Genomic DNA, 22,745 nt, shown 5'->3' with positions numbered 1-22,745 from the left:
TCGGCCCGGAGAACCGACGGCCCGGGTCCGACGACAGACCGGCGACCGCGCCGGACACGGCCCGGCGCGGGCGGCGGTGCTGGGAGGGGCTGGGGGACGGGCGAACGCGGATCCGCACCCCTGGAGCGCGGAGTTGCGAGCCGGCGACGCCGGGGAGCTCGCGCCCGGCGTCCTCCTGTTGGTACCCCAACCATCACCCGTCCAACACTTCCGGAGGCACACTTACCGGAACCGGTCGGGCGCGGCCCCACCCGCCGCGCCGCCCCGCACCGCCCCCGCTCCGCCCCCGCACCGGCGAATTCCGCTGGTGGGGCCGAGAATCCCCGGCCTACCATCCGACCGTGACCACCCCGGCGAACGAAGCCCTGACCGACGCGCTGCACCGAGCCGACACCGGCCGCCTCGCCGAACTGCTCGACGCCCGGGACTGTCCGCCCGCCACCCTCGGCCTGGTCCTCCGGCACGAGGACGGCCAGGTAGGGCAGTTCGGGCTGGCCCTGCTCACCGAACGACTGGCGGGCGACCACCCCGCCGACCCGCAGGAGCTGTCCGGGCTCGCCGCCCTGCTGCCGGACTCACCCACCGGCCCGCCCGAGGCCGCACTGCTGCTGGCCGGCCTCCACCGGCGGCTGGCGCCGTGGTTGCGCGGACGACCCCGGCCGCAGTGGCGGACTGCCGACCTGCCGGCTCCGGTCCGGATCGCCTGGCTGGCCACCGAACTGCTGGCCGACCCGACGGCGCTGCGGCGGGAGCCCCGGGGCGAGTTGCTCCAGCAGGCCGTCCGGGAGCTCGACGTCGCCGCGGCCCTGCGGCCCGAGCTGCTGGTGGCCGAACTGGCGGCCGGCGAGGACGGTGCCCTGCACGCCGCCGCCCTGCGGCTGGCCCGCCGGGGACTGCACGCCGGACTGCTGGCGCCCGCCGTGGTCCGCGGGCTGCTCACCGGTCTGCTCGGCTCCGGTGACGGTGCGACGGCCGCCGGGGCGCTGGCCGCGCTCGCCGAACCCTGGGCCGCACCGGCCAGGCTGCCGGCCGCCCTGATCGCCCCCTTCCTCACCCTCGGCGCCCCGCAGGCCGCAGCAGGTGCCCCCGATCCCGCCGAGGCGGCGCTGGCTGCCGCCGCCCGGCACGGCCACGCCGACCTGCTGCGGCGGGCCGCCGAGGACGAGGCGCTGCCCCCGGGGCTGCGGCGCAGCGCGCTGGAGCTGCTGGGCGGCCTGGCCGAGCGCACCGACATCGCCGCCCTGACCGCCCTCGCCGCGCGCGACCCGCTGCTGCTGGGCGGACCGGCCGTGAGCTGCCTGCTCGGACTGCACCGGCGCGGGCACTTCCCCGCGGCCTCCGACGTGCCCGCGGTGCTCGGCCTGGCCCTGGCCGACCACGGCGTGCCGGCCCGGGAGGTCGCCACCGTCCTGTACACCTGTCGCAGGGTGGTGTTCCAACGACTGCTGGACGCACCCGCCGACGATCCGAGCTGGCCCCGGCGGCTCGACCTCCTGGTGGCCCTCGCCGGCCAGGGGGCCGCCGAACTGCCGGTCGGCGAGGCCGTCGCCCGCCTGCTGCCGACCGCGCCCGACCCCGTGCCGTTCCTGCGCGCGATCCGGGCGCTGCGCGATCCGGGCGCCGAGTCCGCCGTCCTGGACGCCCTGCCCGCCGCCCCCACCGCGGCCCTCGACGCCCTGGCGGCGGTCGGCGGGCCCCGGACGGCGGCGGCCCTGCGAGCGGGCCTCGGCCTCACCGGGGAGGGCAACGCGGGGGTGATCGCGCCGCCGCTGCGTGCCGTCCGCCATCAGGCCCTGGAGCTGCTCTGGCACCTCACCGAGGACGCCGCCGGCCGCGGCGACCTGCTGGACCGGCTGAACCCGCTCGACCTGCCCACCCGGATAGCGGCCGACCTCGGCGGGCCGGACGAGCGGGAACTCGCCCTCCTCCGCTCCCACCTGGACTTCGGCGACCCGGCCGCGGCCCTGTGCCGGCTGGCGGCGCACGGCGACGCCGCCACCCTGCCCGCCGTGGGCGCGCTGCTGCTGCGCGTGGTGGCCGAGCTGGCCGCCGCCCGGGAGCCCGAGGCCGACGCCGGCCCGGCGCTCCCGGGCGGCGGCCGGCCGGCCGGCGAACCGGCGGTGCCGGAGGAAGTCCTGGACGCCGTACGGGCGCTGGGCGCCCGCCTGTACGCACGCCGCCGGATCAGGCCGGTCTGCCTGCTCGACGCACCGGACGCGACGGCGGCCGGCCACGCCCTGGTCGCCTCCCTCGCGCTCGACCTGCTGGACCGGCCCGGGCTCCCGGACGCCGAACAGGCCGTCCTGCTGGAGCTGCTGCTGCGAGCGCCCTCCCCGGACACCCGCCCCCGGGTGCACCGGCTGCTGCGCCACCGCGACCGGCACGTCCGCAAGCACGTGATCGCCCTGCTCGCCCGGGGCGCCGGCGGCGAGGACGCCCGGGCCCTGTCCGCGACCCTCATCACCCTGACCACCGCGGCCGACGTCCAGACCGTGCGGCAGGCGCTGCTCGCCCTCGGCCACGCCCGGGCCCACTGGGCCGGGGAGGCCGTCGCGGCCTGCCTCGACCACCCCGCCATGAACGTGCGCAAGACCGCCGCCGAGGCACTCGCGCGCACCGGCACGCCCGCCACCGTACCGGCCCTGCTCCGGCACCTGGGGCGCAGCGACAACCCCGGCCTGCGCGGCCTGCTGGACCGGGCGCTGCGGGCCGTGCTGGGCGAGGCGCACCCGGCCACCCTGCTGGCCGCCGCCGAGCAGAGCGGTGAGGTGCGGTCCTGCGAACTCCTGCTGGCGGCCCTCGACGGTGAACTGACGGCCCGTGCCGTCCGCGCCCTGGACGAACAGGGCTCGCCGGTCGTACCGGCGCTGCTCGGCCTGGTCGCCGCCGGACGGGTCGGGCTCGCCGCCGGCACGGTGGCGGAGCTCGCACCGGCGCTGGAACGGCACGGCGTCGACCTGCCCGGCGGCCCGCCCCCGGGCACCAGGGCGGACGCGGCCGTCCGGTCGCTGGCGACGGCGGGGTGGGACGCCGCGGTCGCCGTCCGACTCGCCACCGCACCCGAGGCGCCGGACCCGGCCGACGCCGCGCGGCTGCGGCCCCTGCTGGCCGACTGGTTGCGGCTGGCCGAATCCCGGGCGGCGCTCCGCGCACCGGTCCTGCGGCTGGCCCTGCGGATCTGCCCCTCCCCGTGGACGGACGGGGAGTTGGCGCACTTCGCGGGCACCGCGACGATCCTGCTCGACGGGCTGGCGGACGCCGCCGGCGAGGACCGCGCGCGGCTGCTCGCCGTGCTCGACGCCCTCGCTCCGCGGTTGTCGCCGGTGCAGGCGCAGGCCGTGGTCCGGGCCGTCCGCGCCCTGCCGCCCACCGCGTCGGACGGGCCGGCGGACGGGCCGGCGACGACGGCGCTGCTGCGCCGCTGCGGAGCCGTGCTCGTCCGCGCCGACGTCGAGCGGGCCCTCGCCTCGGCCCGGCTCGGCGCCGACCCGTGGGCCGCCGAACCCGCCGTGCTGCGCGAGGCGTTCGGCCTCCCCCGGCCGGGCCTGCCGGCGCCGCTGATCCCGGCGGACGGCCGGCCCCGGCCACTCCCCGCGCCCCGCGGCGCGGACACCACGGCGGCGCAGGGCTGGCGGTCCCGGCTGGCGACCGCCGTCCGCACCCCCGGCGGCTTCGCCCGGTTCCGCGGGTCCTTCGAGGCGGTAGCGGCCGTCCGGGCCGCCGGCGTTCCCGGCTCGCGCGAGCTGCTCGACGCGCTGATCGAGGTGTACCACCCGGCCGGTCAGGAGGTGAGGGCGGCGCTGCTGGACTGGATGACGGCGCTGCAGCCGCTCGGCGCACCGGCCTGGACGCTCGCCGAGAACTCCCGAGCCGAGGCCCCCGCACCGCGGGCCGTACGGACCGGCGACCTCGACCAGCCCCGCTCGGCGGCGCTGCGCGAACGCCTGCTCACCCTGCTGGACTCGCCCGCCGCCGACCGCCGGGAGGCCGCGGCGCTGGCGCTGCTGCCCTGGCCCGAGCCCGCCACCCGGCTGGCCGTGCTCCGGGCCTACCTGCGGGGGCGGATCGAGGGTCCGCCCGGCCTCGCACCGGCCCACGGGCCCGACGCCTCGACCGGGTTCGACACGTCGACCGGGCTCGGCGCGCTCAGCGAACCGGAGCTGCGGGCCGGCGGCATCCGGCACGAGCGGGTGGCCCTGGCCGCCCTGCGACTGGCGCCGGGGGACGCGGCGCCGCTGCTCCCCCTCCTGCTGGAGTGGTGGGAGCAGGACCCACCGGCCGCCCGGCAGACCCTGGCCCGGGCCCTGCGGCACGCCCCCGCCGACGTCCTGGCCGCGCAGCTGGAGAGCCGGCTGGAGGCCGGCGCCTGGGGCTACCTCGACCTGCTGGCGGGCCGCCCCCTGCTGCGCACCCCCGCGCTGACGCGGATCCGGCAGCGGCTGCTGACCGAGGGCCGGGAGGACCTCGCGGCGACGCTGCGGCTCGTCGACGGCCCGCTGCACGGCGCCGACGCGAGTCGGGAGGACGCCCTGGCAGCGGCGCCGGAGGTACCCGCGCCGGCCCGCCGCCCGCCGCCACGGCCGCAGTCCCGGCAGGAGCTGCTGGAGTCGGCCCGCACCGGCGGCGCGGAGCAGATCCGCCGCTCGCTCACCCGGCTGGCCGAGCTGCCGGGCGGCCCCCGGGGCGGCCGGGACGAGGAACTGCGGGACCTGATCGCCGGGCTGCTGCGGCATCCGAAGGCCGGCGTGCGCCTGCACGCGCACCGCACCTCACGCGCCGTGTTCGACCGACCCACCCACCTCGGGCACACCGCGACCCTGCTGGACGATCCGCAGCCCGACGTGGTGCGGATGGCCATCCGCACGCTCTGCCGGGCGGGTTGGCGCCCGGCCCTGCCGACGGTCACCGGTCTGCTGGAGCATCCGCACCCCGTCGTCCGCCGGGCCGCCGCCGACGGGCTGGCCGAGGCCGGTGCGCCGGCCGTCCCCTCGCTCCGGCGTGCCGCCGACCGCGCCCGCCCGGACCGGCGGTGGCACTACACGGAGGTCCTCGACCGGATCGCCGCCGACTCCGGCCCGCCCGGGTGAGGCGAACCGGATGAGGCGAACCAGGGGTGCTGTTCGAAGGAGGCGGGGCGCAGTTGGTCGTACCAGGTGGCAGCGGCGTCGTAGCGGGCGAAGAAGGGCCGGCCCACCCGCTCCGGCTCGCGGGCCTGGAGGAAGCGGCAGACGAAGACGTCCTCCCCGTTGATCCGGGCGGTGCCGTCGAGGCAGACCTTGCCCGGCGAGGCCGACATCACGGGCCCCCGGGCGGTGCGTTCGAGCCCGGACACCTGCCGGACGGCCTCCTGATGGACGGTGAGCGCCCGGGCCAGCGGCACCTCGAAGTAGGCGTTCGCGCCGGTGTCCCGCTCGACGAACATGTAGTACGGGACGATCCCGAGGGACACCATGGCCCGCCACATCGCGGCCCAGTCCTGCGGCCGGTCGTTGACGTGCCGCACCAGGGGCGCCTGGGCGCGGATCACGGCTCCGGTGGCGCGGATCCGGGCGACGGCCGCCCGGGCGGCGTCGGTCTCCAGTTCGCGGACGTGGCTGACGTGTGCCATCACGGCCACGTGCCGGCCGGCACGGACGCAGCGTTCGAGCAGCCGTAGCAGGTCGTCGGCGTCCGGGTCGGTGGTGAAGCGGTAGGGCCAGTACGCGAGCGCCTTGGTGCCGAAGCGGATGGACCGCAGGTGCCCCAACTCCGGCGCGAGCAGGGGGTCCACGTACTCGGCGAGCCGGGCGGTCGACATGATCATCGGGTCGCCGCCGGTGAACAGCACGTCCGAGACCTCGGGCCGACCCTTGAGGTAGGCGACGGCGCGGTCCGGCCCGGCCAGTGACTGCCTGAGGTCGCCGTCGCCGACGAACTGGGCCCAGCGGAAGCAGTATCCGCAGTAGGCGTGGCAGGTCTGGCCCTGGGCCGGGAAGAGCAGCACCGTCTCGCGGTACTTGTGCTGCAGCCCGTCGACGGGTCGACCCTCCAGGGTCGGGACGTTGGCCGACAACTGCTCTCCGGGGTGGGGATTGAGCGCTCGGCGGGCCGCGGTGACGGCGGCGGCCATCCTGTCCTTCGGCGCCCGCTGGGCGATCAGCCGGGCGACGGTGTCGAACACGGCGGCGGGGAGCATGTCCCGGTGCGGGAAGGTCAGCCGGTAGAGCGGATCGTCCGGCACCCGGCTCCAGTCGATGAGCTGTTCGACCACGTAGGTGTTCACCTTGAACGGCAGCACGGCGGCGACGACGTCCAGCTGGTCCCTCAGTTCCTGGCCGGCGTTCGCCAGTTGGGGCAGCCCGGAGAGGCGCCGGCCCGGTACCGCACGCAGCCGGGGGCGCTCGTCGCCGCCGGCCGCGCGTCGGCCCGGGGTCGGCGCCGGCCGCGCTGTCGGGTGCTGGTCCGGGTACGCGGTCATCGGCGTCGCTCCCTGGTTCGGCCCGGCACGCCGGGATCGGTCACCCTTCCCGGGGGCCGGGCCCGCCCGGCCCCGTGGATGCGGCGCCGTCCCGCCTGCGCGGCCGACCGTCGGAGCCCGCCGCGCCCCGGGAATCCTCTCCCCTCCGGCGGTGTGCCGGCGGGCGAACGGCGTGGGTGTGACCTTTCCCCCAGTGCGCGGACCTCCACACACGACACGCCACACGCCACAACCCACGCACCACACGCCACACGCCACACGCCACACGCCACACGCCACACGCCACACGCCACGCTGCGCGCACCACACACCACGCTGCGCGCGACAAGCCGTGGCCGCACTCCCACACTGGAAGGGAGCGAACGCCAACGCGGAGCGGCGGGCGCCCCGGCGGGCCGGCCGCGGAGAGAAGGCACGCCATGGAACGGCGAGTCGCACCGAATCCGGCGGCGGTCCCGGCCGCCCGCGCCGAGTCTCGCAGTCCCGGCGCCGGCACCGTCTTACCCGCGCCGCAGCGGCCGACCGAGCAGCCGACCGCCGCGCCCACGGGCACCGGCCCGACCGGCGGCGGGCCGCGCGACGGGGGGTCCTGACCATGCCCGGCGCCAGGCTCCCCATCGTGTACATCCGCGGCTACGCCGGGGGCACCTCCGGCATCGAGCAGGCCGTGACCGACCCGTTCTACGGGTTCAACGAGGGCTCGACCCACGTCCGGGTCGGCTTCGACGACGCCCCGGTCTTCTACCAGTTCGAGAGTCCGCTGCTGCGCCTGCACCTGGACGAGGGCTACCAGATCCTGGTGGACGGCGGTCAGATGGCCTACCTCGACAGCCACCACGACATCCCGCCGGAGAGCATCTGGATCCACCGCTTCTACGACACCTCCTCGGGGACCTGGGGCGACAAGCCGCAGCAGTACCGGCTGGAGGCCGCCGCCCTCGACCTGCTGGCACTCATCGAGAAGCTCCAGGAGCGGACGGGGGCGCCACGGGTGCACCTGGTGGCGCACTCGATGGGCGGCCTGATCGCCCGCTGCCTGCTGCAGAAGACCATTCCGGACGAGCGGCCCGGCCGCCGGCCCGGCGACTACGTCGACAAGCTCTTCACCTACGGCACGCCGCACGGCGGGATCACCTTCGACGTCGGCCTCGGACTCTTCGAGAAGGTCCGGGACACCCTCGGGGTGGACGGGTCCGACGTCTTCGGCCCGCACCGGATGTACGAGTACCTCACCCCCCGGGCGCAGCTCGACCCGGACGGACCCGGGGAGGACTGGCACGCCCGGGAGATGCCGGACGGCCCCGACGCGTTCCCCCGCGAGCGGGTCTTCTGCCTGGTGGGGACCGACCCGACGGACTACGACGTCGCCCACGGCCTGTCCGCCGCAGCGGTCGGGGCGAGCAGCGACGGCCTCGTCCGGATCGAGAACGCCCAGGTGCCCGGGGCCCACCGCGCCTACGTGCACCGCAGCCACAGCGGCCGCTACGGTCTGGTCAACTCCGAGGAGGGGTACCAGAACCTGCGCCGCTTCCTGTTCGGCGACCTCAGGGTCGACGCCGCCCTGACCGGACTCGACGTGACCGCCGAGGAGGACGTCCGCTGGCAGGCGGAGGTGAAGCTGTCGGTCCGCGGGCTGGTGGTGGTGACCCACGAGCAGGTGGCCGCCCACTGGTGCCCGATCCAGCTGCCGCCCACCGCCGGGGGCGCCACCGTGGACGTCCCGCTGACCAGCACCTTCCTGTCCACCGGGCTGTCCCGGCCGGAGGGCGCCGACACTCTGCGCTACGCGCTGCACCTGCGCCTGCTCTCGCTGCGCCAGCACCACGGGCTGTTCCGGTTCCTGGACCACCTGGAGCAGGCCGCCGACTTCGACGACATCCTGATCATCGACGTCGGGACCGACGACGCCGGCCGCCCGGCGACCTGGGCCGCCTGGAACTCCGTCAGCCGGGGCGCGATCCGGGACCACCGGCCCACCGGTGCGCCGATCGGCGACGAGGACCCGGCGGCCGGCGCCTGGCTGGCACACATCCGGCTGCCGTCCACCACCTGCCCGATCCTGGGCCCGGACGCCCGCCTGCGCCTGTCCGTCTCCGCCTGGAACTGACACCCCGCCGCTCCCCGGCCGGCGCGGCACCCCGCCCGGCCGGGCCGCGCTCCCGCCCGCCTCGCCGGGCCGCCGGGCCGCCCCCGCCCCGGCGCCACCGGCGCCGCGACCCCCGCGGACCGGCCGGGCCGCTGCCGCCCGCCGGTGAAGGCTCGCCCGGGGTGGTGTCGCGGGAGTGTCCGGACGGGTACGTACTCCTCTCGGACGGGCTAGGGGCCCGAGCGGTGACGAGGATCGGAGTACGGGTGAGCCAGGACGCGATTCCGCCGGCGGTGCGACGGGTCTACGGGCCGGAGGACCTCAGCACGGCGGCCTCCTTCGCCGGTGGGTACATCAACTTCGGGGACTGGAGCGGCTTCGATGCGGCCGGCACGCCGACCCGGGCCGACCGGGTGCGCAGCCAGCAGGCGCTGTACCGGCGGGTGCTGGCCGAGTTCCCGCACCCGCCGGCGAGCCGGCTGGCCGAGGTGGGCTGCGGGCGCGGGCTGGGCTGCGCGCTCGCGGTGGGAGAACTGGACTTCGCGGCCGTCACGGGCGTCGACATCCACCCCGAGCAGGTGGCCCGGGCGCGGGAGGCCAACGCCGGGGCGCTCGCGGCCTCGCCGGACCGCCTCGGTTACACGATCGGCGCCGCCGACCGGCTGCCGTTCGCGGACGGCGCCCTGGACGGCGTGTACTCGGTGGAGGCGGCCCAGCACTTCCCCGAACTGCCGGGCTTCGCCCGCGAGGCGGCCCGGGTGCTCCGGCCGGGCGGGCGGCTGGTGGTGACGACCTTCTTCACCAGCGGGCCCGCCGCGGCCGGCCCGCTGCGCGAACTGCTGGCCAGCTTCGCCGACGGGCTGGACGTACCGCACCCGATCACGGGCTTCGCCACGGCCCTGGAGGCCGCCGGGTTCGCCGCCCCCGCCGTACGCTCGATCGGCCCGGCGGTCTGGCCCGGCTTCGACCGCTACCTCGCGGGCGGCGCGGTGCCGCCGGGGCACTGGGCCCGCAACTTCCTGGCCGCCTGGCGGGAGGGGCTGCTCGACTACTACCTGGTGACGGCCGAGCGGCCCGCCACGGCGTGAGCGGCGGGCCGCTCGGCCGTGGCGGGCCGCCGAGTCGACGGACCGTCACCGGGCGGCCGGGAGCGTCTATCGGGTGTGCCGCTCCGCGTGGTCGTGGACTCCGTCGGTGGCCCGGATCTGCTTCCAGGACCGCGGCTCCGGCACCCCGTCCGCCGAGGGCCGGGCCGCGGCGGCGGACGCACCACCCCCGGCACTCGGAGCACCCGCGGCGGGCGGCACCGCGCCCGCCTGCGCCGGCGAGGTAGACGGCGCGGGCGACGGCGCGGCGGCCGGCCGGCCCGCCGTGTAGAGCCAGGTGTTCAGCAGGTCCCCCAGCGGCTTCCCGGCGATCCGCTCGGCGAACCGCTGGAACTCCGCGATGGTCGCGTTGCCGTACCGGTGCTCGGTCGGCCAGTCCCGCAGGATCCGCCGGAAGGCGTCCTCCCCGACGGCGTTGCGCAGCGCCTGGACGGTGAGCGCGCCCCGGTCGTAGACGGCGGCGTCGAACTGCCGGTCCGGGCCCGGGTCACCGGGCTTGACGTTCCAGAAGGCGTCGCCGGCGGGGTGCAGGGCGTAGACGTAGTCGGCGATCTCCTGGGCCGTGCCCTCGTTCTCGTGCTCGGACCAGAGCCACTGCGCGTAGCGGGCGAAGCCCTCGTTGAGCCAGATGTCGCTCCACCGCTCCAGCGAGACGCTGTCGCCGTACCACTGGTGGGCCAGCTCGTGGACGACCACGGAGGTGTTGGACCCGGCGGCGAACTGCCGGGGGCTGTAGAAGACCCGCCCCTGGGTCTCCAGCGCGTACCCGGTGGTGACGTTGGGGACGTAGCCGCCGGCCGAACCGAACGGGTACGGGCCGAACCAGCCGCTCAGCCAGTCGACCACCTCGCCGGTGCGCTGGACGCTGGCGCGGGCGGCGCCGGCGTTGTCGCCGAGGTCCTTGCTGTAGGCGTTGAGCACGGGCAGACCGCCGGGCGTGGTGTCGGTGCTGAGCTCGAACCGGCCGACGGCGAGGGTGGTCAGGTAGGTCGCCTGGGGCTTGTTCTGGCGCCAGTTGTAGCGCGTCCAGCCGAGCCGGGAGGTCTGCGAGACGAGGGTGCCGTTGCTGATCGCCTGGGTGCCGTCCGGGACTTGGACGGAGACGTCGAAGGTGGCCTTGTCGGCGGGGTGGTCGTTGCTCGGGAACCACCACCAGGCCGACTCCGGCTCCCCCGCGGCGATCCCGCCGTCCGGGGTGCGCAGCCAGGCGGTGAACCCGTACCGGGACTCCTGCGACGGCGTGCCGGCGTACCGGACGACGACGGTGGCCGCCGCGCCCTTGGCGAGCGGCACGGCCGGGGTGATCTCCAGCTCCTGCTCGCCGGTGGCGGCGTAGGCGGCCGGGCGGCCGTTGACGAGCACCTGGCTGACGTCCAGGGCGAAGTCGAGGTTGAAGCGGGTGAGGTCCTGGGTGGCGGTGGCCAGGATGGTGGTGGTGCCCTCCAGCCGGTCGGTGGCCGGCTGGTAGGTCAGCCGGATGTCGTAGTGCGACACGTCGTAGCCGCCGTTCCCGTACGTCGGGTAGTACGGGTCGCCGATGCCGGGCGCGCCGGGGGCGGCCGGCGCGGCGGCGGCGGGTACGGCGAGCAGCAGGGCGGCGGCGCCGGCGGCAGAGACGATCAGCCTCTTGCGCACGTGTGTCCTCCAGGATCGCTGGGACGGGGTGACCTGACGTCAGGTCTGCCTTCCGTCCTGTCCCGGCGGGCAGCACTCCATTCGCCCGCTATGAAATGTTCATGATAATTATTGCGCCGTCATGCCCCGTCATGCCCTGTCACGCGCCACCATGTGCTGCCATGGTCCGTCATGCCGCGTCATCGCGCCGCGCCACGTAGTAGATGTTCAGGATGTCGCCCTCCACCTGCTGGGTGTCCACCCGGGTGAACCCCGCCTCGGCGAGCATCCGCCGCGCCGTCTGCTCACCCCAGACCGTCCCCAGCCCCTCGCCGCCCTGGGCCAGCGAGACGGTCATGCAGTAGAAGACCGAGAAGGTGTAGAGGGTGGGTGCCAACGGGTTCTCGATGTTCTCCTCCAGCTTGCTGGAGGCCGCGACGTCCCCCATCAGGAACACCCCGCCCGGGCGCAGCGCGGCCGAGACGGCGGCGAGCGTGCGGGTCGGCCGGGCCAGGTCGTGGATCACGTCGAAGGCGGTGATCAGGTCGTAGGCACCGGACAGCTCCGCCGAGTCGCCGACCTCGAAGGAGGCGTTGTGCAGGCCCAGCGCGGCCGCCTCCGCCCGGCCGGCCGCGACGCCCTCCTCCGAGATGTCCAGCCCGCGGAACCGGCTCCCTGGATAGGCCTTGGCGAGGACGTTGACCGCATGGCCCTGGCCCGTCCCGATGTCGATCGCGTCGATGCCCTCCACCAGCCGCTCGGACAGCCCGGGCACCACCGGGACGATGCTCTCCACCAGCGCCACGTCGTAGACCCGGGAGGACTCCTCCGCCTGCAGCTCCTGGAACTTCGGGTACGCGGAGTACGGCACTCCGCCGCCGTTGCGGAACGCGTCCAGCACCCGCTGCTCCACCTCGCCCATCATCGCGAAGTCCTGCATCAGAGCGGCCAGGTTGTCCGGCCCCGCCGCCCGGGTGAGCGAGGCCGCGTGCTCGGCCGGCAGCCGGTACGTCCGGGCCCCGGGCTCGTACTCCACCATGGCGCCGACCACCATGGCGCCCAGCCACTCCCGTACGTAGCGCTCCTGCAGCCCGGTAGCGGCCGCGATCTCCTCCGAGGTGGACGGCGGTAGGCCCGCCATGGTGTCGAACAGCCCGCCCTGATGGCCCAGGCTGCACATCAGGGCCAGGCAGGCGTCGTTCAGCACCTGCACCATCCGTCCCGCGAAGGCCTCCTGCTTCGCCTGGTCCAGCTCCCGTACGGTCATCGCTCCTCCTAGGACCGACCGGCCCGAGCCGTCGGGCCGCGAGGGGGAGGCGGGTCCTGCGGCCACCCGGGGGCAGGCTCGGCGGAGCGTCGATCCGGCTTTTCTCTCTCCCGACCACGCTACGCCGACGCCGAGGGGCCCGGCCCGCCGGCGCGGGAGGCCGGGAGGCCGGGAGCCGGGGAGCCGGGGGCCGGGAGGCTCGGGAGACGGGGGAGGCGGGGGAGACGGGGACCGTAGCCGCGACCACACCCACGGCCACCGCTACGGCCAGGGGATCTCCGGGCGCCGGGAGAAGCCGAAGCCGGCCGCCTCCCAGCGCGGGCCCTGGCCGGCCAGCCGGAGCCGGAAGCCCTCCCAGTCGCGCGCGGACTGCGCCGACCAGCCGATCTCGGCGAGCGCGGGCAGCCGGGGCAGGGCCATCAGGTCGACCTCGGCCAGGCCGGGCAGGGTCTCGGTCCAGAGCGGTGCCTCGATCCCGGCGACCGCGCCGGCCGGGAGCGCCAGCTCGGTGTCCGGGTCCCACGAGTAGGCGTTGCTCACGCTCACGGTGCCCGCCCAGCGCACCCCCAGTGCGGTGGCGCTGTCGTACTTCATGTCGAGGTAGGCCCGGCCCGCGGGCGCCATGACCACCTGCGCGCCGCGCCCCACGGCCGCCGCCATCTCGGCCGCGCTCGCTCCGTCCGTACTCCAGAACTCCAGCAGCCCCACGCCCTCCCGGCCGCCGACCGGGGCCGCCTGGTTCCAGCCGAACGGGACCTTGCCCGCGGCCCGGACCTGCGCCGCCACCCGGCGGACGAACTCCTGGTAGCCGGCCGGCGCGAGGGTCTTCACCTCGTCGCCGCCGATGTGCAGGTACGGCCCGGGGGTGATCGAGGCCAGGTAGGCGATCACCTCGCCGGTGAAGGCGTAGGTGCGCTCGTCGGTGGGGCAGATCAGGCTGAAGCCGACCGCGTTGCCGAAGTAGGGCTGCGGCGCGGGCCCGCCCGAGCAGTCGAGTTCGGGGTAGGCGGTGAGGGCCGCGTTGGTGTGGCCGGGCAGGTCGACCTCGGGGACGACCGTCAGGTAGCGCTCCTGCGCGTAACGGACGATCTCCCGGTAGTCGGTCTCGGTGTAGAAGCCGCCGGGGGTGCCCCCGATCTCGGTGGCCGCGCCGATCGCCGTCAGCGCCGGCCGGCCGGGCACGGCCAGGCGCCAGCCCTGGTCGTCGGTCAGGTGCAGGTGCAGGTGGTTGAACTTGTACAGGGACAGCCGGTCCACGTACGCCTTGACCTCGTCCACGGAGAAGAAGTGCCGGGCCACGTCGAGCATCGCGCCGCGGTAGGGGTAGCGCGGGCGGTCGGTGACGGTGACCGGCGCGACCGTCCAGTCGGCGGTGGCCGGGGCGCGGCTCTCGACCGCGGCCGGGAGCAGCTGGCGGAGCGTCTGGGTGCCCCGGTAGAGCCCCTCCTCCGTCCGGGCGGTGATCCGCACGCCCTCGCCGTCGGCCCAGAGCCGGTAGCCCTCGGGGCCGGTCTCCGCGGGCAGTTGCGGGTCCAGCGCCAGTTCGATGCCGCCGCGGGCGCCGTCGGCCGCGCCGACCGGCAGCGGCAGCCCGGTGGAGCGGCGCAGGCCGGCCGCGAGCTGCTCGGCGATCCGCCGGACCTCGGGGGCCCCCTCCGCCGTACGGACGGTGGTCCGCACGGTGAGGGTGTAGCCGGCGCCGGTTCCGTCGGTGGCGGTCAACGGCGCGGGGACGACCAGCCGGTGGCCGGTCGGGCGGGCGCTCCCGGCACCCGCGCCCGGCCCGCCCGGGTCGTCGCCGAGTGCGCGCTGGATGCCGAGACCGGCCGCCACCAGGGCCAGCACCGCAACGACGAGGACGACCCGACTGTTCCGGGAGCTGAGCTGCGCCCGCCCGATCCGCACGAACACTCCCGCTGCCATGGCACCCGGGGCCGCCCCGGGTTTCGACAGTGTCGCAGTCCGCACGTCGGCTGTGCGCCGGTCGGTGGAAAATGTGCGGAACCTGTGCGGAGGCGACCGCTCGGCGGCCCTCCCCCGGATCCGCGCCCCCGGTCGCGCTCCCCCGCCGAGCCGGGAGCGGCCGGGGCCGTCGTGCGCGGCGCGAGCAGTACGCGCCCCGCGGTCAGGAGAAGATCACCGAGCGGACCGCGAGCCGCTCCGGGGCACCGGCACCCGGCCTGAGCACGTGGGAGCGCTCGCCCGCGCAGTCGAAGTCGAGGAAGGCCGTGGCGGTCGAGACCGTCCGGTTGCCCGGCGCGTAGGCCGGTTCCTCGTCGCTGGCCTCCGGCAGGTTGACGCAGACTCCGCTCGGCGGGCCGACCAGCCGTCCGCTCCGCTGGTCGCCGGCGTCGCGGTAGGTGTAGCGGAACTCGCCGAAGCTGGCGGTCGCGGAGCCCGGGACGGCCAGCACGAGGGTGACGGCGCTGGCGGCGGCGATCGCGGCGTTGCGGAGACGCATGAGAGGTGGTCCTTTTCGCAGTGGTGCGGTGCAGATTCACCCTAGGTGCCGGAATTCTGGCGAAACGGTTCTTCTCTTTCACCATTTCGGGTGGTTTAGCTGCAATTCCCGTACCTGTCGACCGCAGCGGTCGATCCTGGAATGCCGCCCGCACAAGGGCTCTCTGACGGCGGGTCCGGTCCACCCCCGACCTGAGTGCCGGCCCGCGTCCGCCGAATGCCGAGTGCCGAGTGCCGACGGAGCGGCCACCGTCTCCGGGGCCGCTGCCCGGTCAGCCCGTCGCGTCCTGCGCCGGCGGGGGCGCAGCGCCGTCCGCCCCGGCCCCGGTCGTCGTCGGCCGCGCCCCGGCCGCGGGCGCCGGGCCGAGCCCGACGAGGATGCCCAGCCGCCGCACCTCGTGGTCGTAGTAGGCCCGGTGGTCCGCGACGATCGCGGCGCGGTGCCCGAAGACCTCGAAGGAGACGGCGCCGAAGAGGTACGTCCAGGCCGTCAGACCGGCGATCACCAGGTCGTCGGGGATCCCCTCGGGCAGCCGGCCGAGCAGCGGGGCCAGCGCCCGGTGCGCGTCCGCCGGCACGGGGAGACCGTCGAGGGGGTGGTAGGCGCCGTCCTGCGCGGCCCGGGCGAAGAGGCCGCCGATCAGGAACGGCACACGGGTGCCCGGCTCCCTGGTGTCCTCGGGCGCGGTGTAACCGGGCACCGGCGAGCCGTGGATCAGCGCGTACTCGTGCGGATGGGCGAGGGCCCAGTCGCGCACGGCGTGGCAGACGGCCACCCACCGGTCGAGGTGGCCCTGCGCGTCCGCGGCCTCGGCGGCCGCGTCGGCGGCGTCACCGAGCGAGTCGTAGCCGTCCGCGATGAGCGCGGTGAGCAGGGCGTCCCGCCCGGGGAAGTACCGGTACAGCGCGGAGGCCGACACCAGTCCGATGTCGCGGGCGACCCCGCGCAGCGAGATTCCCGCGGGCCCGTGCTCGGCGAGCTGCCGGCGGGCCGCCTCCTTGATGTCCCGGGTGAACTCGATGCGGGCCCGCTCACGGGCGGTGAGGGTTCTGGGGGCGGTGGGCATGCGCCCATCCTGGCAGTCGACGAGAACACCCGCAACATCGGAGAACGTCGTATCCGAAGAAGAACACCGTTGATGAACGAGCACAGTGTTCTTGACACGTGTGCCCGCCGTCCGCCACTCTCGTCATCGAGCGAGAACAGTGTTCTCGCCGAAGCCGCCGGCGGTCACCCGACAGCCGTCACCCACCGGCCGTCGGGCCGGTCACCACCAACCGAGGAGTCATCCGTGAGCAAGCACCTGATCGTCGGCGCCGGCCCTGTCGGCACCGCCGCCGCCCGCCTGCTGGCCGCCCGCGGCGAGGAGGTCACGGTGGCGACCCGCTCCGGCGCGGGTACGGTCCCGCTGCCCGGGGTCCGGCGGATACGGCTGGACGCCTCCGACGCGACCGCGCTCACCGAGGCGGCGGCCGGCGCGGCCGTGCTCTACAACTGCGCCGGCCCCGCCTACCACCGCTGGGCCACCGACTGGCCGCCGCTGGCCGCCGCCCTGCTGGTCGCCGCGGAGCGTTCGGGCGCCGTGCTGGCCTCGGTCGGCAACCTCTACGGCTACGGCGCGGTCACCGGCCCGATGACCGAGCAGACCCCGCTGAACCCGAACTCCGTGAAGGGCCGGATCCGGGCCCGGATGTGGCAGGACGCCCACGCCCTGCACGAGGCGGGCCGGATCCGCACCACCGAGGTGCGCAGCTCCGACTACCTCGGCCCCGGCGCCCTGAGCGCCATCGACGCCCGGGTCTTCGACCGGGCCCTGGCCGGCCGGGCCGTGCAGGTGATGCGCGATCCCGACACCACCCACAGCTGGACGTACACCGAGGACACCGCCCGGCTGCTGGTGACCGTCGGGGGCGACGAGCGCGCCTGGGGCCGGCCGTGGCACGTGCCGACCAACGAGCCCCGGACCCAGCGCGAGGTGGTCGCCGACTTCTGCCGGGCCGCCGGCCTGCCGCCGGTCGAGGTCAACCGCCTGCCCGACGCCGTGCTCACCGCGGTCGGCCTGTTCAACCCGACCGTGCGGGCCCTCAAGGAGACCGCGTACCAGCTGCGGGCCCCGTTCGTGATGGACTCCACGGCCGCCCGGGAGACCTTCGGCCTGGAGCCGACGCCGTGGGCGGAACTCCTCGGCGCGATCGCGGCCGCCTCCCGCTGACACCGTCGCCGGCCGGCCCCCGGACCCGGGCCAGGGTCAGGGCCGGGCCGGGGCCCGGTCAGGACGGCGCGGTGAAGGCGTACCCCTTGTCGATCAGCGCCGGCAGGTAGGCCCGCAGGGCCGCCACGGTCTGCGACCGGTCTCCCCCGCCGTCGTGGTTGAGGACGATCGCGCCTGGGCGCACCCCGCCCAGCACCCGCGAGGTGATGGCCGACGTGCCGGGGCGCGCCCAGTCCACCGGGTCGACCGACCAGCTCATCGGACGCAGCCCCAGCTCCGAGCAGACCTTCAACGCAACCGGGGACCAGTCCCCGCCCGGCGCCCGGAACCAGGTGGTGGGCCGGCCGGTGGCCTGCTCCAGCAGGTCCGAGGTGCGCTGGAGTTCGGAGCGCACCTTGGCCTCGGACAGCCGCCGGAGCTCGGGGTGGGACCAGGTGTGGTTCGCCAGGTGGTGGCCGTCCTCGGCGATGGCCCGGATCAGCGAGGGGTACGCGGCGGCGTTCTGCCCGATCACGAAGAAGGTGGCCCTGATCCGGTACTGCCGCAGCAGCGCCAGCACCGCCGGGGTGTACCGGGGGTCGGGCCCGTCGTCCACGGTGATCGCGACCACGCGTCGGTCCGGCGACAACTCGCTGACCGGCCGGTTCTGCGCCTGGTCCAGCGCCCGCCGCGCCGGGGCCGGGGCGGGCGCGGTCGGCGAGGGACCGCTACTCGCACTCGGACCCGCGGTCGCGCTCGCACTCCCACCCGCACCCGCGGTCGCACCCGCACCCGCACTCGCACTCTGGCCCGGATGCGGGCTCGCCCCCGAACCACGGGAGGGGCTGGACCCGGCCCCCGGGCCGGACCCGGACGCGGACGCCGGTCCGGACGCGGACGCCGGCCCGGACGCCGGTGCTGACACGGCGTCGGGGGCGGACGCGCGGTTCGGTACCGGATCCGGAGCCGCTCCCAGCGGCCCGCCGGCGGCGCCGGCCGGAACGGCGCCGGTGTCCAGACCCGCGCCGAAGGCCCCGGAATCGGGCCACGCGGTGCTGTCGCCCTGGTCGGACGGCGGGCGACCGCACCCGCTCACCGACAACAGGGCCGCACCGGCCGCAGCCAACAGCACTCTTCGCGTGTAAATCTGACGATCGGACAACATTCCGAATCTCTGCCCAGTCGCCGCCCCTCCCTCCCGCCATGCGGATCACGGCGGGCAATTCACCACCCGGACGGCTCAATCAACCCCCGGGTCCAGCCAAGACCGCTACCCTGACCCGCAGTGTGATGATCTGCCCTCAGAGGATGTAGTGATGACGACAAGTCAGGCTTTGGCGCAGGCGGACGACGGCGACCGCGGCGAGGTGAGCGACTGGGAGCGCTACGGCGTCGACACCAGCAAGCCGCACTCCGCGCGGATCTACGACTACTGGCTGGGCGGGAAGACCAACTTCGCCCCCGACCGGGCCATGGGCGAAGCCATCGAGCAGGCCATCCCCGGCATCCGGACCATGGCCAAGGAGAACCGCGCCTTCCAGGGCCGCGCGGTGCGCCACCTGGTGCGGGAGCACGGCATCCGCCAGTTCCTCGACCTCGGCACGGGCATCCCCACCTCCCCCAACACGCACGACATCGCCCAGGCGATCGTCCCGGAGGCCCGGGTCGTCTACGTCGACAACGACCCGATCGTCCTGGCACACGCCCGCGCGCTGATGGTCGGCGACCCGTCCGGACGCACCAGCTACATCCACGCCGACCTGGGCCGGGCCGAGGAACTGCTCGCCGATCCGGCGCTGACCTCGACGCTGGACCTGGAGCAGCCGGTCGGCCTGCTGCTGATCGCCGTGCTGATGCTGATCGCCGACGAGGACGACCCGTGGGGCAAGGTCGCCGCCCTGCGCGACGCCCTCCCCTCCGGCAGCTGCATCGCCCTGACCCACCCCACCCAGGACTTCGACCCCGAGGCCGTCCGCCGGGTCGAGGAGTCCGCCCGGCAGGGCGGGATGACCCTCGTCCCGCGGACCCGCGAGCAGGTGGCGCGCTTCTTCGACGGCTGGGAGCTGCTGGAGCCCGGCGTCGCGCCCGTCCTGGCCTGGCTCCCCGACGGCGAACCCGCCGCCGAACCGGAGAGCGCCTACTACTGGTCGGGCGTGGCCCGGAAGAAGTAGCCACCCCGCGGCCGGCGCGCCGGGCCCGCCGGCCACCCGGGCCCGGCGCACCGGCCGCCGGGCCCGCCGGCTACTTCAGCAGCTTCGACATCCTGCGGTCCGCGAGCGGCTTGCCGCCGGTCTGACAGGTGGGGCAGTACTGCAGTGCCGAGTCGCTGAACGACACCTCCCGGATCGTGTCGCCGCAGACCGGGCACGACTGCCCGGCCCGCCCGTGCACCCGCAGACCGCTCTTCTTCTCCGCCTTCAGCCGGCCGGCGGCCAGCCCCCGCGAGCGCTCCACCGCCTCCCGCAGGGTGCCGCCGAGCGCCTCGTACAGCACGGTCACCTCCTCCTCCGAGAGGCTCGCCGCCAGCTTGTACGGCGACATCCGGGCCGCGTGCAGCACCTCGTCCGAGTAGGCGTTGCCCACCCCGGCGATCACCCCCTGGTCGCGCAGGACGCCCTTCAGCCGGCGCCGCTCACCGCTCAGCAGTCCGGCGAGGACCTCCCGGGTGAAGGACGGGTCCAGCGGGTCCGGGCCGAGCCGGGCGATCCCGGGCACCTCGGCGGGATCGTGCACGCAGTACACCGCCAGGCGCTTCTGGGTGCCCGCCTCGGTGAGGTCGAACCCGGTGGAGGCCGGATCGGCGAGGTGGAGCCGCAGGGCCAGCGGCCCCTTGCCGGGGTGCGGCGGCTCGGGCGGCAGGTTCTCCCGCCAGCGCAGCCAGCCGGCCCGCGCCAGGTGCACGACCAGGTGCAGGTCGCCGGCCGTGACGTCCAGGAACTTGCCGTGCCGGGTCACCGCGTCGACGGTGCGGCCCTCCAGTTCGGACAGCGGCGGCGCGTACGTCTTGAGCGCGCTCACCGCGACCGGGTGGATCCTGCCGACCGTACGGCCGGCCAGGTGCTCGCCCAGGAACGCGCTCAGGGCCTCGACTTCCGGCAGCTCCGGCATGGGGAAAGTCTCCCGCAGCCGCCCCGCCCGCGCAGCCCGCCGGCCCGGGAGCCCCGGCCGGGCGGGGTGGCGGCAGCGCCGTGAGGATCTTCACAGGGCCGGTGGTTCGCATCCCACCCTGTGGCAGACTCGGACAAATGGACAGCAGGCCGGCCACCAGGACGCTCCGCGCGGCGGTATTCGCCGCGCTGGTCGTGCTGCTCGCCGCGCTCGGCCAGGTGCTGGTCACCGGCCGGCCGCTGCCGGTCACCGTCCTCGCCCTGGCGGGCGGGGCGGTGTTCGCGGTGGCCCTGGCCCTGGGCGGCCGGATCCGCGGGTTCGCCGCGATCGCGGGCGTCTTCCTGCCGCTCCAGCTCACCCTGTCCGTCCTCTTCGACCTCGCGCAGGCGACCTGCCGCCCCGGGGCCGGCGGCGCCGGGCCGCACGTCTTCGAGCCACTGGTCTGCCGCGGCGGTTCGGTCGGCGCCTTCCTGGTCGGGAGCACCGGCCAGGGAGGCCCGCTGGGCACCGGCGGGCCCGGCGCCGGCGTCCCGACGGCCGTCGGCGGGCTGCTGCTCCTGCTGGTGCACACCCTGATCGCCCTGATCGCGGCGTTCTGGCTGCGGCGCGCGGACGCGGCGCTCACCGGCCTCGCCGAGTCGCTGCGCACCCTGCGCGACTTCCTGCAGCACCGGGCGACGGCCACCGCCGGCCGCCTGCTGCGGCTGCTCGCCGCGCCGGTGCCGGCCCGTCCGGTGGCGCGGGTGCCCTTCCCGCCGGCGAGCCGGGCGTACGTACCCGCCGTCGACGTGCTGCTCGGCCCGGCCGTCCGTCGCGGCCCGCCGGTGTTCGCACCGGCCTGCTGAGACCCCTCGCGCTCAGCGGTCGCCCCGCCGCGCCCGGCCCGCCCGCACCCCCGCGGGCCGCCCGCGCGCCAGCCGACCTCCGAACGAGCACAGGACGAACCTCCCCATGAGCAAGAACAGCACCAAGGACAACGGCCGCAACGGCACCCCCAAGCCCGGCGGCCGGGCCGCCACCGAGCGGCTGCGCCAGGAGCGGCAGCGCGCCGAGCGGTCCGCGAAGATCCGCCGGCGCACGATCGTCGGGGCCGCCTCGGCGGCCGTCCTGGCGCTGGCGGCGGGCGTCGCCTTCGCCGTGGGCGGCTCCGACGGCGGCGCGCAGGCCGGCCCGCTGGTCGTACCGGCGAACGCCACCAGCGCCGACGGCACCGTGGTGACGTACGGCAAGGCGGACGCCGCGCACACGCTGGAGGTCTACGAGGACTTCCGCTGCCCCTACTGCGAGCAGCTGGAGACCACCGACGGGCCGACCATGCAGGCGCTCGCGGACAGCGGCACGTACAAGATCGAGTACCACCTGGCGACCTTCCTCGACAAGGGCCTCGGCGGCAAGGGCTCGCGCACCGCGCTCGCCGCCGCCGGCGCGGCGCTCAACGAGGGCGTCGACAAGTTCAAGCAGTTCCACGACGTGCTCTACGCCAACCAGCCGGACGAGCGGGACGACGCCTTCGCCGACACCGACCACCTGCTGGACCTGGCCGGCAAGGTGCCGGGCCTGAAGACCGACGCCTTCGTCAAGGCCGTCCAGGACGGCACCTACGCCCCCTGGGCCTCCGAGGTGTCCAAGGCCTTCGACAAGAGCGGTGTCACCGGCACCCCGACGGTGAAGCTGGACGGCAAGAAGCTGGAGGTCTTCAGCAACGGCGCCGCGGTCACCCCGGACCAGTACACCGCCCTGGTGAAGCAGGCGATCGGATGACCGCCGCCGGCCCGGCGACCGGCGACGCCACCCGTGCGGGCAGCGGGCCGATCGGTGCCGGCAGGGCCTTCGCCTGGCTGCTGGTCGTCACCGGCGCGCTCGGCCTGACCGCCTCGGTCGTCCTGACCATCGACAAGATCCGCCTGCTCCAGGACCCGTCGTACGTCCCGAACTGCAACATCAATCCGATCATCAGCTGCGGCTCGGTGATGGGCAGCGACCAGGCGGAGGCGTTCGGCTTCCCCAACTCGCTGATCGGCCTGGCCGGCTTCGCCGTGGTGATCACCGTCGGCGCCGGACTGCTCGCCGGAGCCCGCTACCGGCGGTGGTTCTGGCTCGGCCTGCAGGCCGGCACGGTCTTCGGGGTCGGTTTCGCGACCTGGCTGATGACCCAGACGCTGTACCGGATCGGGGCGCTCTGCCCCTACTGCATGCTGGTCTGGGCCGCGGTGATCCCGCTGTTCTGGTACACCACCCTGCAGAACCTCAGGAACGGCGTGATCCCGGTGTCCGCGCGGCTGCGCCCGGCCGTCCGGGAGGCGGCGCGCTACCACTGGCTGGTGCCGGTGCTCTGGTACGCGGTGATCGTGCTGCTGATCCTGAACCGGTTCTGGTACTACTGGCGGACCCTGATCTGACCCGGCGCCGCCACCGCCCGGCGGCGGTCCGCGGCCGGCGGCCGGCCCGCCCCGAC

At 75.6% G+C, this 22,745-nt stretch carries 16 protein-coding genes; 8 read left to right on the top strand and 8 right to left on the bottom strand.

All coding sequences use genetic code 11. The annotated features are described in order from the left end of the window. The first annotated feature begins 341 nt into the window (after positions 1 to 341). Positions 342 to 5,087 (top strand): HEAT repeat domain-containing protein, encoded by a 4,746-nt coding sequence (locus ACFTWP_RS31295; protein ID WP_380268322.1) that lies wholly within the window; start codon positions 342 to 344, stop codon positions 5,085 to 5,087. Here ACFTWP_RS31295 and ACFTWP_RS31290 read toward each other — a convergent pair. After that, positions 5,036 to 6,457 (bottom strand): KamA family radical SAM protein, encoded by a 1,422-nt coding sequence (locus tag ACFTWP_RS31290; protein WP_380268321.1) that lies wholly within the window; start codon positions 6,455 to 6,457, stop codon positions 5,036 to 5,038. The genes ACFTWP_RS31295 and ACFTWP_RS31290 overlap by 52 nt on opposite strands. Before the next feature lie 595 nt (positions 6,458 to 7,052). Here ACFTWP_RS31290 and ACFTWP_RS31285 point away from each other — a divergent pair. Both ACFTWP_RS31285 and ACFTWP_RS31280 read left to right on the top strand, forming a co-directional pair. Further along, positions 7,053 to 8,564, top strand: a complete 1,512-nt coding sequence (locus ACFTWP_RS31285) for an esterase/lipase family protein (protein WP_380268320.1) — start codon at positions 7,053 to 7,055, stop codon at positions 8,562 to 8,564. A gap of 245 nt (positions 8,565 to 8,809) precedes the next feature. Beyond that, positions 8,810 to 9,631, top strand: coding sequence for a class I SAM-dependent methyltransferase (locus tag ACFTWP_RS31280; RefSeq protein WP_380268319.1), 822 nt, complete (start codon positions 8,810 to 8,812; stop codon positions 9,629 to 9,631). Between the two features lie 66 nt (positions 9,632 to 9,697). On the opposite strand, the gene ACFTWP_RS31275 is transcribed toward ACFTWP_RS31280, so the two are convergent. From ACFTWP_RS31275 to ACFTWP_RS31255, 5 genes are all read right to left on the bottom strand, one after another. Then, positions 9,698 to 11,284, bottom strand: coding sequence for a M1 family metallopeptidase (locus tag ACFTWP_RS31275; protein ID WP_380268318.1), 1,587 nt, complete (start codon positions 11,282 to 11,284; stop codon positions 9,698 to 9,700). 169 nt (positions 11,285 to 11,453) lie between these two features. Continuing rightward, the gene (locus tag ACFTWP_RS31270; protein ID WP_380268317.1) at positions 11,454 to 12,530 is read right to left on the bottom strand and encodes a class I SAM-dependent methyltransferase; all 1,077 of its coding nucleotides are present in this window, start codon (positions 12,528 to 12,530) and stop codon (positions 11,454 to 11,456) included. Between the two features lie 261 nt (positions 12,531 to 12,791). Next, the gene (locus ACFTWP_RS31265; protein ID WP_380268316.1) at positions 12,792 to 14,453 is read right to left on the bottom strand and encodes a family 20 glycosylhydrolase; all 1,662 of its coding nucleotides are present in this window, start codon (positions 14,451 to 14,453) and stop codon (positions 12,792 to 12,794) included. Positions 14,454 to 14,655: 202 nt separating this feature from the next. Further along, a complete protein-coding gene (locus ACFTWP_RS31260; protein WP_380268315.1) occupies positions 14,656 to 14,991 on the bottom strand; it encodes a hypothetical protein in 336 nt (111 codons plus the stop codon). A 271-nt stretch (positions 14,992 to 15,262) separates the two neighbouring features. Further along, positions 15,263 to 16,057: a TetR/AcrR family transcriptional regulator gene (locus ACFTWP_RS31255; RefSeq protein WP_380268314.1), complete on the bottom strand. Its 795-nt coding sequence runs from the start codon at positions 16,055 to 16,057 to the stop codon at positions 15,263 to 15,265. A gap of 225 nt (positions 16,058 to 16,282) precedes the next feature. On the opposite strand from ACFTWP_RS31255, the gene ACFTWP_RS31250 reads away from it, so the two are divergent. Further along, positions 16,283 to 17,203: an NAD-dependent epimerase/dehydratase family protein gene (locus tag ACFTWP_RS31250; RefSeq protein WP_380268313.1), complete on the top strand. Its 921-nt coding sequence runs from the start codon at positions 16,283 to 16,285 to the stop codon at positions 17,201 to 17,203. Positions 17,204 to 17,261: 58 nt separating this feature from the next. On the opposite strand, the gene ACFTWP_RS31245 is transcribed toward ACFTWP_RS31250, so the two are convergent. Further along, positions 17,262 to 17,813, bottom strand: a complete 552-nt coding sequence (locus ACFTWP_RS31245) for a polysaccharide deacetylase family protein (RefSeq protein ID WP_380268312.1) — start codon at positions 17,811 to 17,813, stop codon at positions 17,262 to 17,264. A gap of 685 nt (positions 17,814 to 18,498) precedes the next feature. Between ACFTWP_RS31245 and ACFTWP_RS31240 the strand changes: the two genes are divergently transcribed. Then, entirely contained in the window at positions 18,499 to 19,353 is an 855-nt protein-coding gene (locus ACFTWP_RS31240; RefSeq protein ID WP_380268311.1) for an SAM-dependent methyltransferase, read from the top strand. A 70-nt stretch (positions 19,354 to 19,423) separates the two neighbouring features. On the opposite strand, the gene ACFTWP_RS31235 is transcribed toward ACFTWP_RS31240, so the two are convergent. Continuing rightward, the gene (locus tag ACFTWP_RS31235) at positions 19,424 to 20,290 is read right to left on the bottom strand and encodes an Fpg/Nei family DNA glycosylase (RefSeq protein WP_380268310.1); all 867 of its coding nucleotides are present in this window, start codon (positions 20,288 to 20,290) and stop codon (positions 19,424 to 19,426) included. A 137-nt stretch (positions 20,291 to 20,427) separates the two neighbouring features. Between ACFTWP_RS31235 and ACFTWP_RS31230 the strand changes: the two genes are divergently transcribed. From ACFTWP_RS31230 to ACFTWP_RS31220, 3 genes are all read left to right on the top strand, one after another. Next, positions 20,428 to 21,135 carry a hypothetical protein gene (locus ACFTWP_RS31230; RefSeq protein WP_380268309.1) on the top strand — a complete coding sequence of 236 codons (708 nt, stop codon included), beginning with the start codon at positions 20,428 to 20,430 and terminating at the stop codon, positions 21,133 to 21,135. 106 nt (positions 21,136 to 21,241) lie between these two features. Further along, on the top strand, positions 21,242 to 22,051 hold the full coding sequence (locus ACFTWP_RS31225; RefSeq protein ID WP_380268308.1) for a DsbA family protein: 810 nt from the start codon (positions 21,242 to 21,244) through the stop codon (positions 22,049 to 22,051). Continuing rightward, positions 22,048 to 22,689, top strand: a complete 642-nt coding sequence (locus ACFTWP_RS31220; protein WP_380268307.1) for a vitamin K epoxide reductase family protein — start codon at positions 22,048 to 22,050, stop codon at positions 22,687 to 22,689. The genes ACFTWP_RS31225 and ACFTWP_RS31220 overlap by 4 nt, the downstream gene beginning before the upstream one ends. Positions 22,690 to 22,745: the final 56 nt, after the last annotated feature.

The sequence above is a fragment of the Kitasatospora sp. NPDC057015 genome (assembly GCF_042673745.1).
GTDB lineage: Bacteria > Actinomycetota > Actinomycetes > Streptomycetales > Streptomycetaceae > Kitasatospora.
Note: the sequence above shows the minus strand (reverse complement) of the source record. Positions and strands in the feature narration are given on the sequence as shown.

Excerpts from the sequence above, each read along its gene's own strand:
- ACFTWP_RS31290 (WP_380268321.1), bottom strand. The coding sequence starts at position 6,457 with ATGACCGCGTACCCGGACCAGCACCCGACAGCGCGGCCGGCGCCGACC.
- ACFTWP_RS31285 (WP_380268320.1), top strand. The coding sequence starts at position 7,053 with ATGCCCGGCGCCAGGCTCCCCATCGTGTACATCCGCGGCTACGCCGGG.
- ACFTWP_RS31270 (WP_380268317.1), bottom strand. The coding sequence starts at position 12,530 with ATGACCGTACGGGAGCTGGACCAGGCGAAGCAGGAGGCCTTCGCGGGA.
- ACFTWP_RS31265 (WP_380268316.1), bottom strand. The coding sequence starts at position 14,453 with ATGGCAGCGGGAGTGTTCGTGCGGATCGGGCGGGCGCAGCTCAGCTCC.
- ACFTWP_RS31260 (WP_380268315.1), bottom strand. The coding sequence starts at position 14,991 with ATGCGTCTCCGCAACGCCGCGATCGCCGCCGCCAGCGCCGTCACCCTC.
- ACFTWP_RS31255 (WP_380268314.1), bottom strand. The coding sequence starts at position 16,057 with ATGCCCACCGCCCCCAGAACCCTCACCGCCCGTGAGCGGGCCCGCATC.
- ACFTWP_RS31240 (WP_380268311.1), top strand. The coding sequence starts at position 18,499 with ATGACGACAAGTCAGGCTTTGGCGCAGGCGGACGACGGCGACCGCGGC.
- ACFTWP_RS31235 (WP_380268310.1), bottom strand. The coding sequence starts at position 20,290 with ATGCCGGAGCTGCCGGAAGTCGAGGCCCTGAGCGCGTTCCTGGGCGAG.
- ACFTWP_RS31230 (WP_380268309.1), top strand. The coding sequence starts at position 20,428 with ATGGACAGCAGGCCGGCCACCAGGACGCTCCGCGCGGCGGTATTCGCC.
- ACFTWP_RS31225 (WP_380268308.1), top strand. The coding sequence starts at position 21,242 with ATGAGCAAGAACAGCACCAAGGACAACGGCCGCAACGGCACCCCCAAG.
- ACFTWP_RS31220 (WP_380268307.1), top strand. The coding sequence starts at position 22,048 with ATGACCGCCGCCGGCCCGGCGACCGGCGACGCCACCCGTGCGGGCAGC.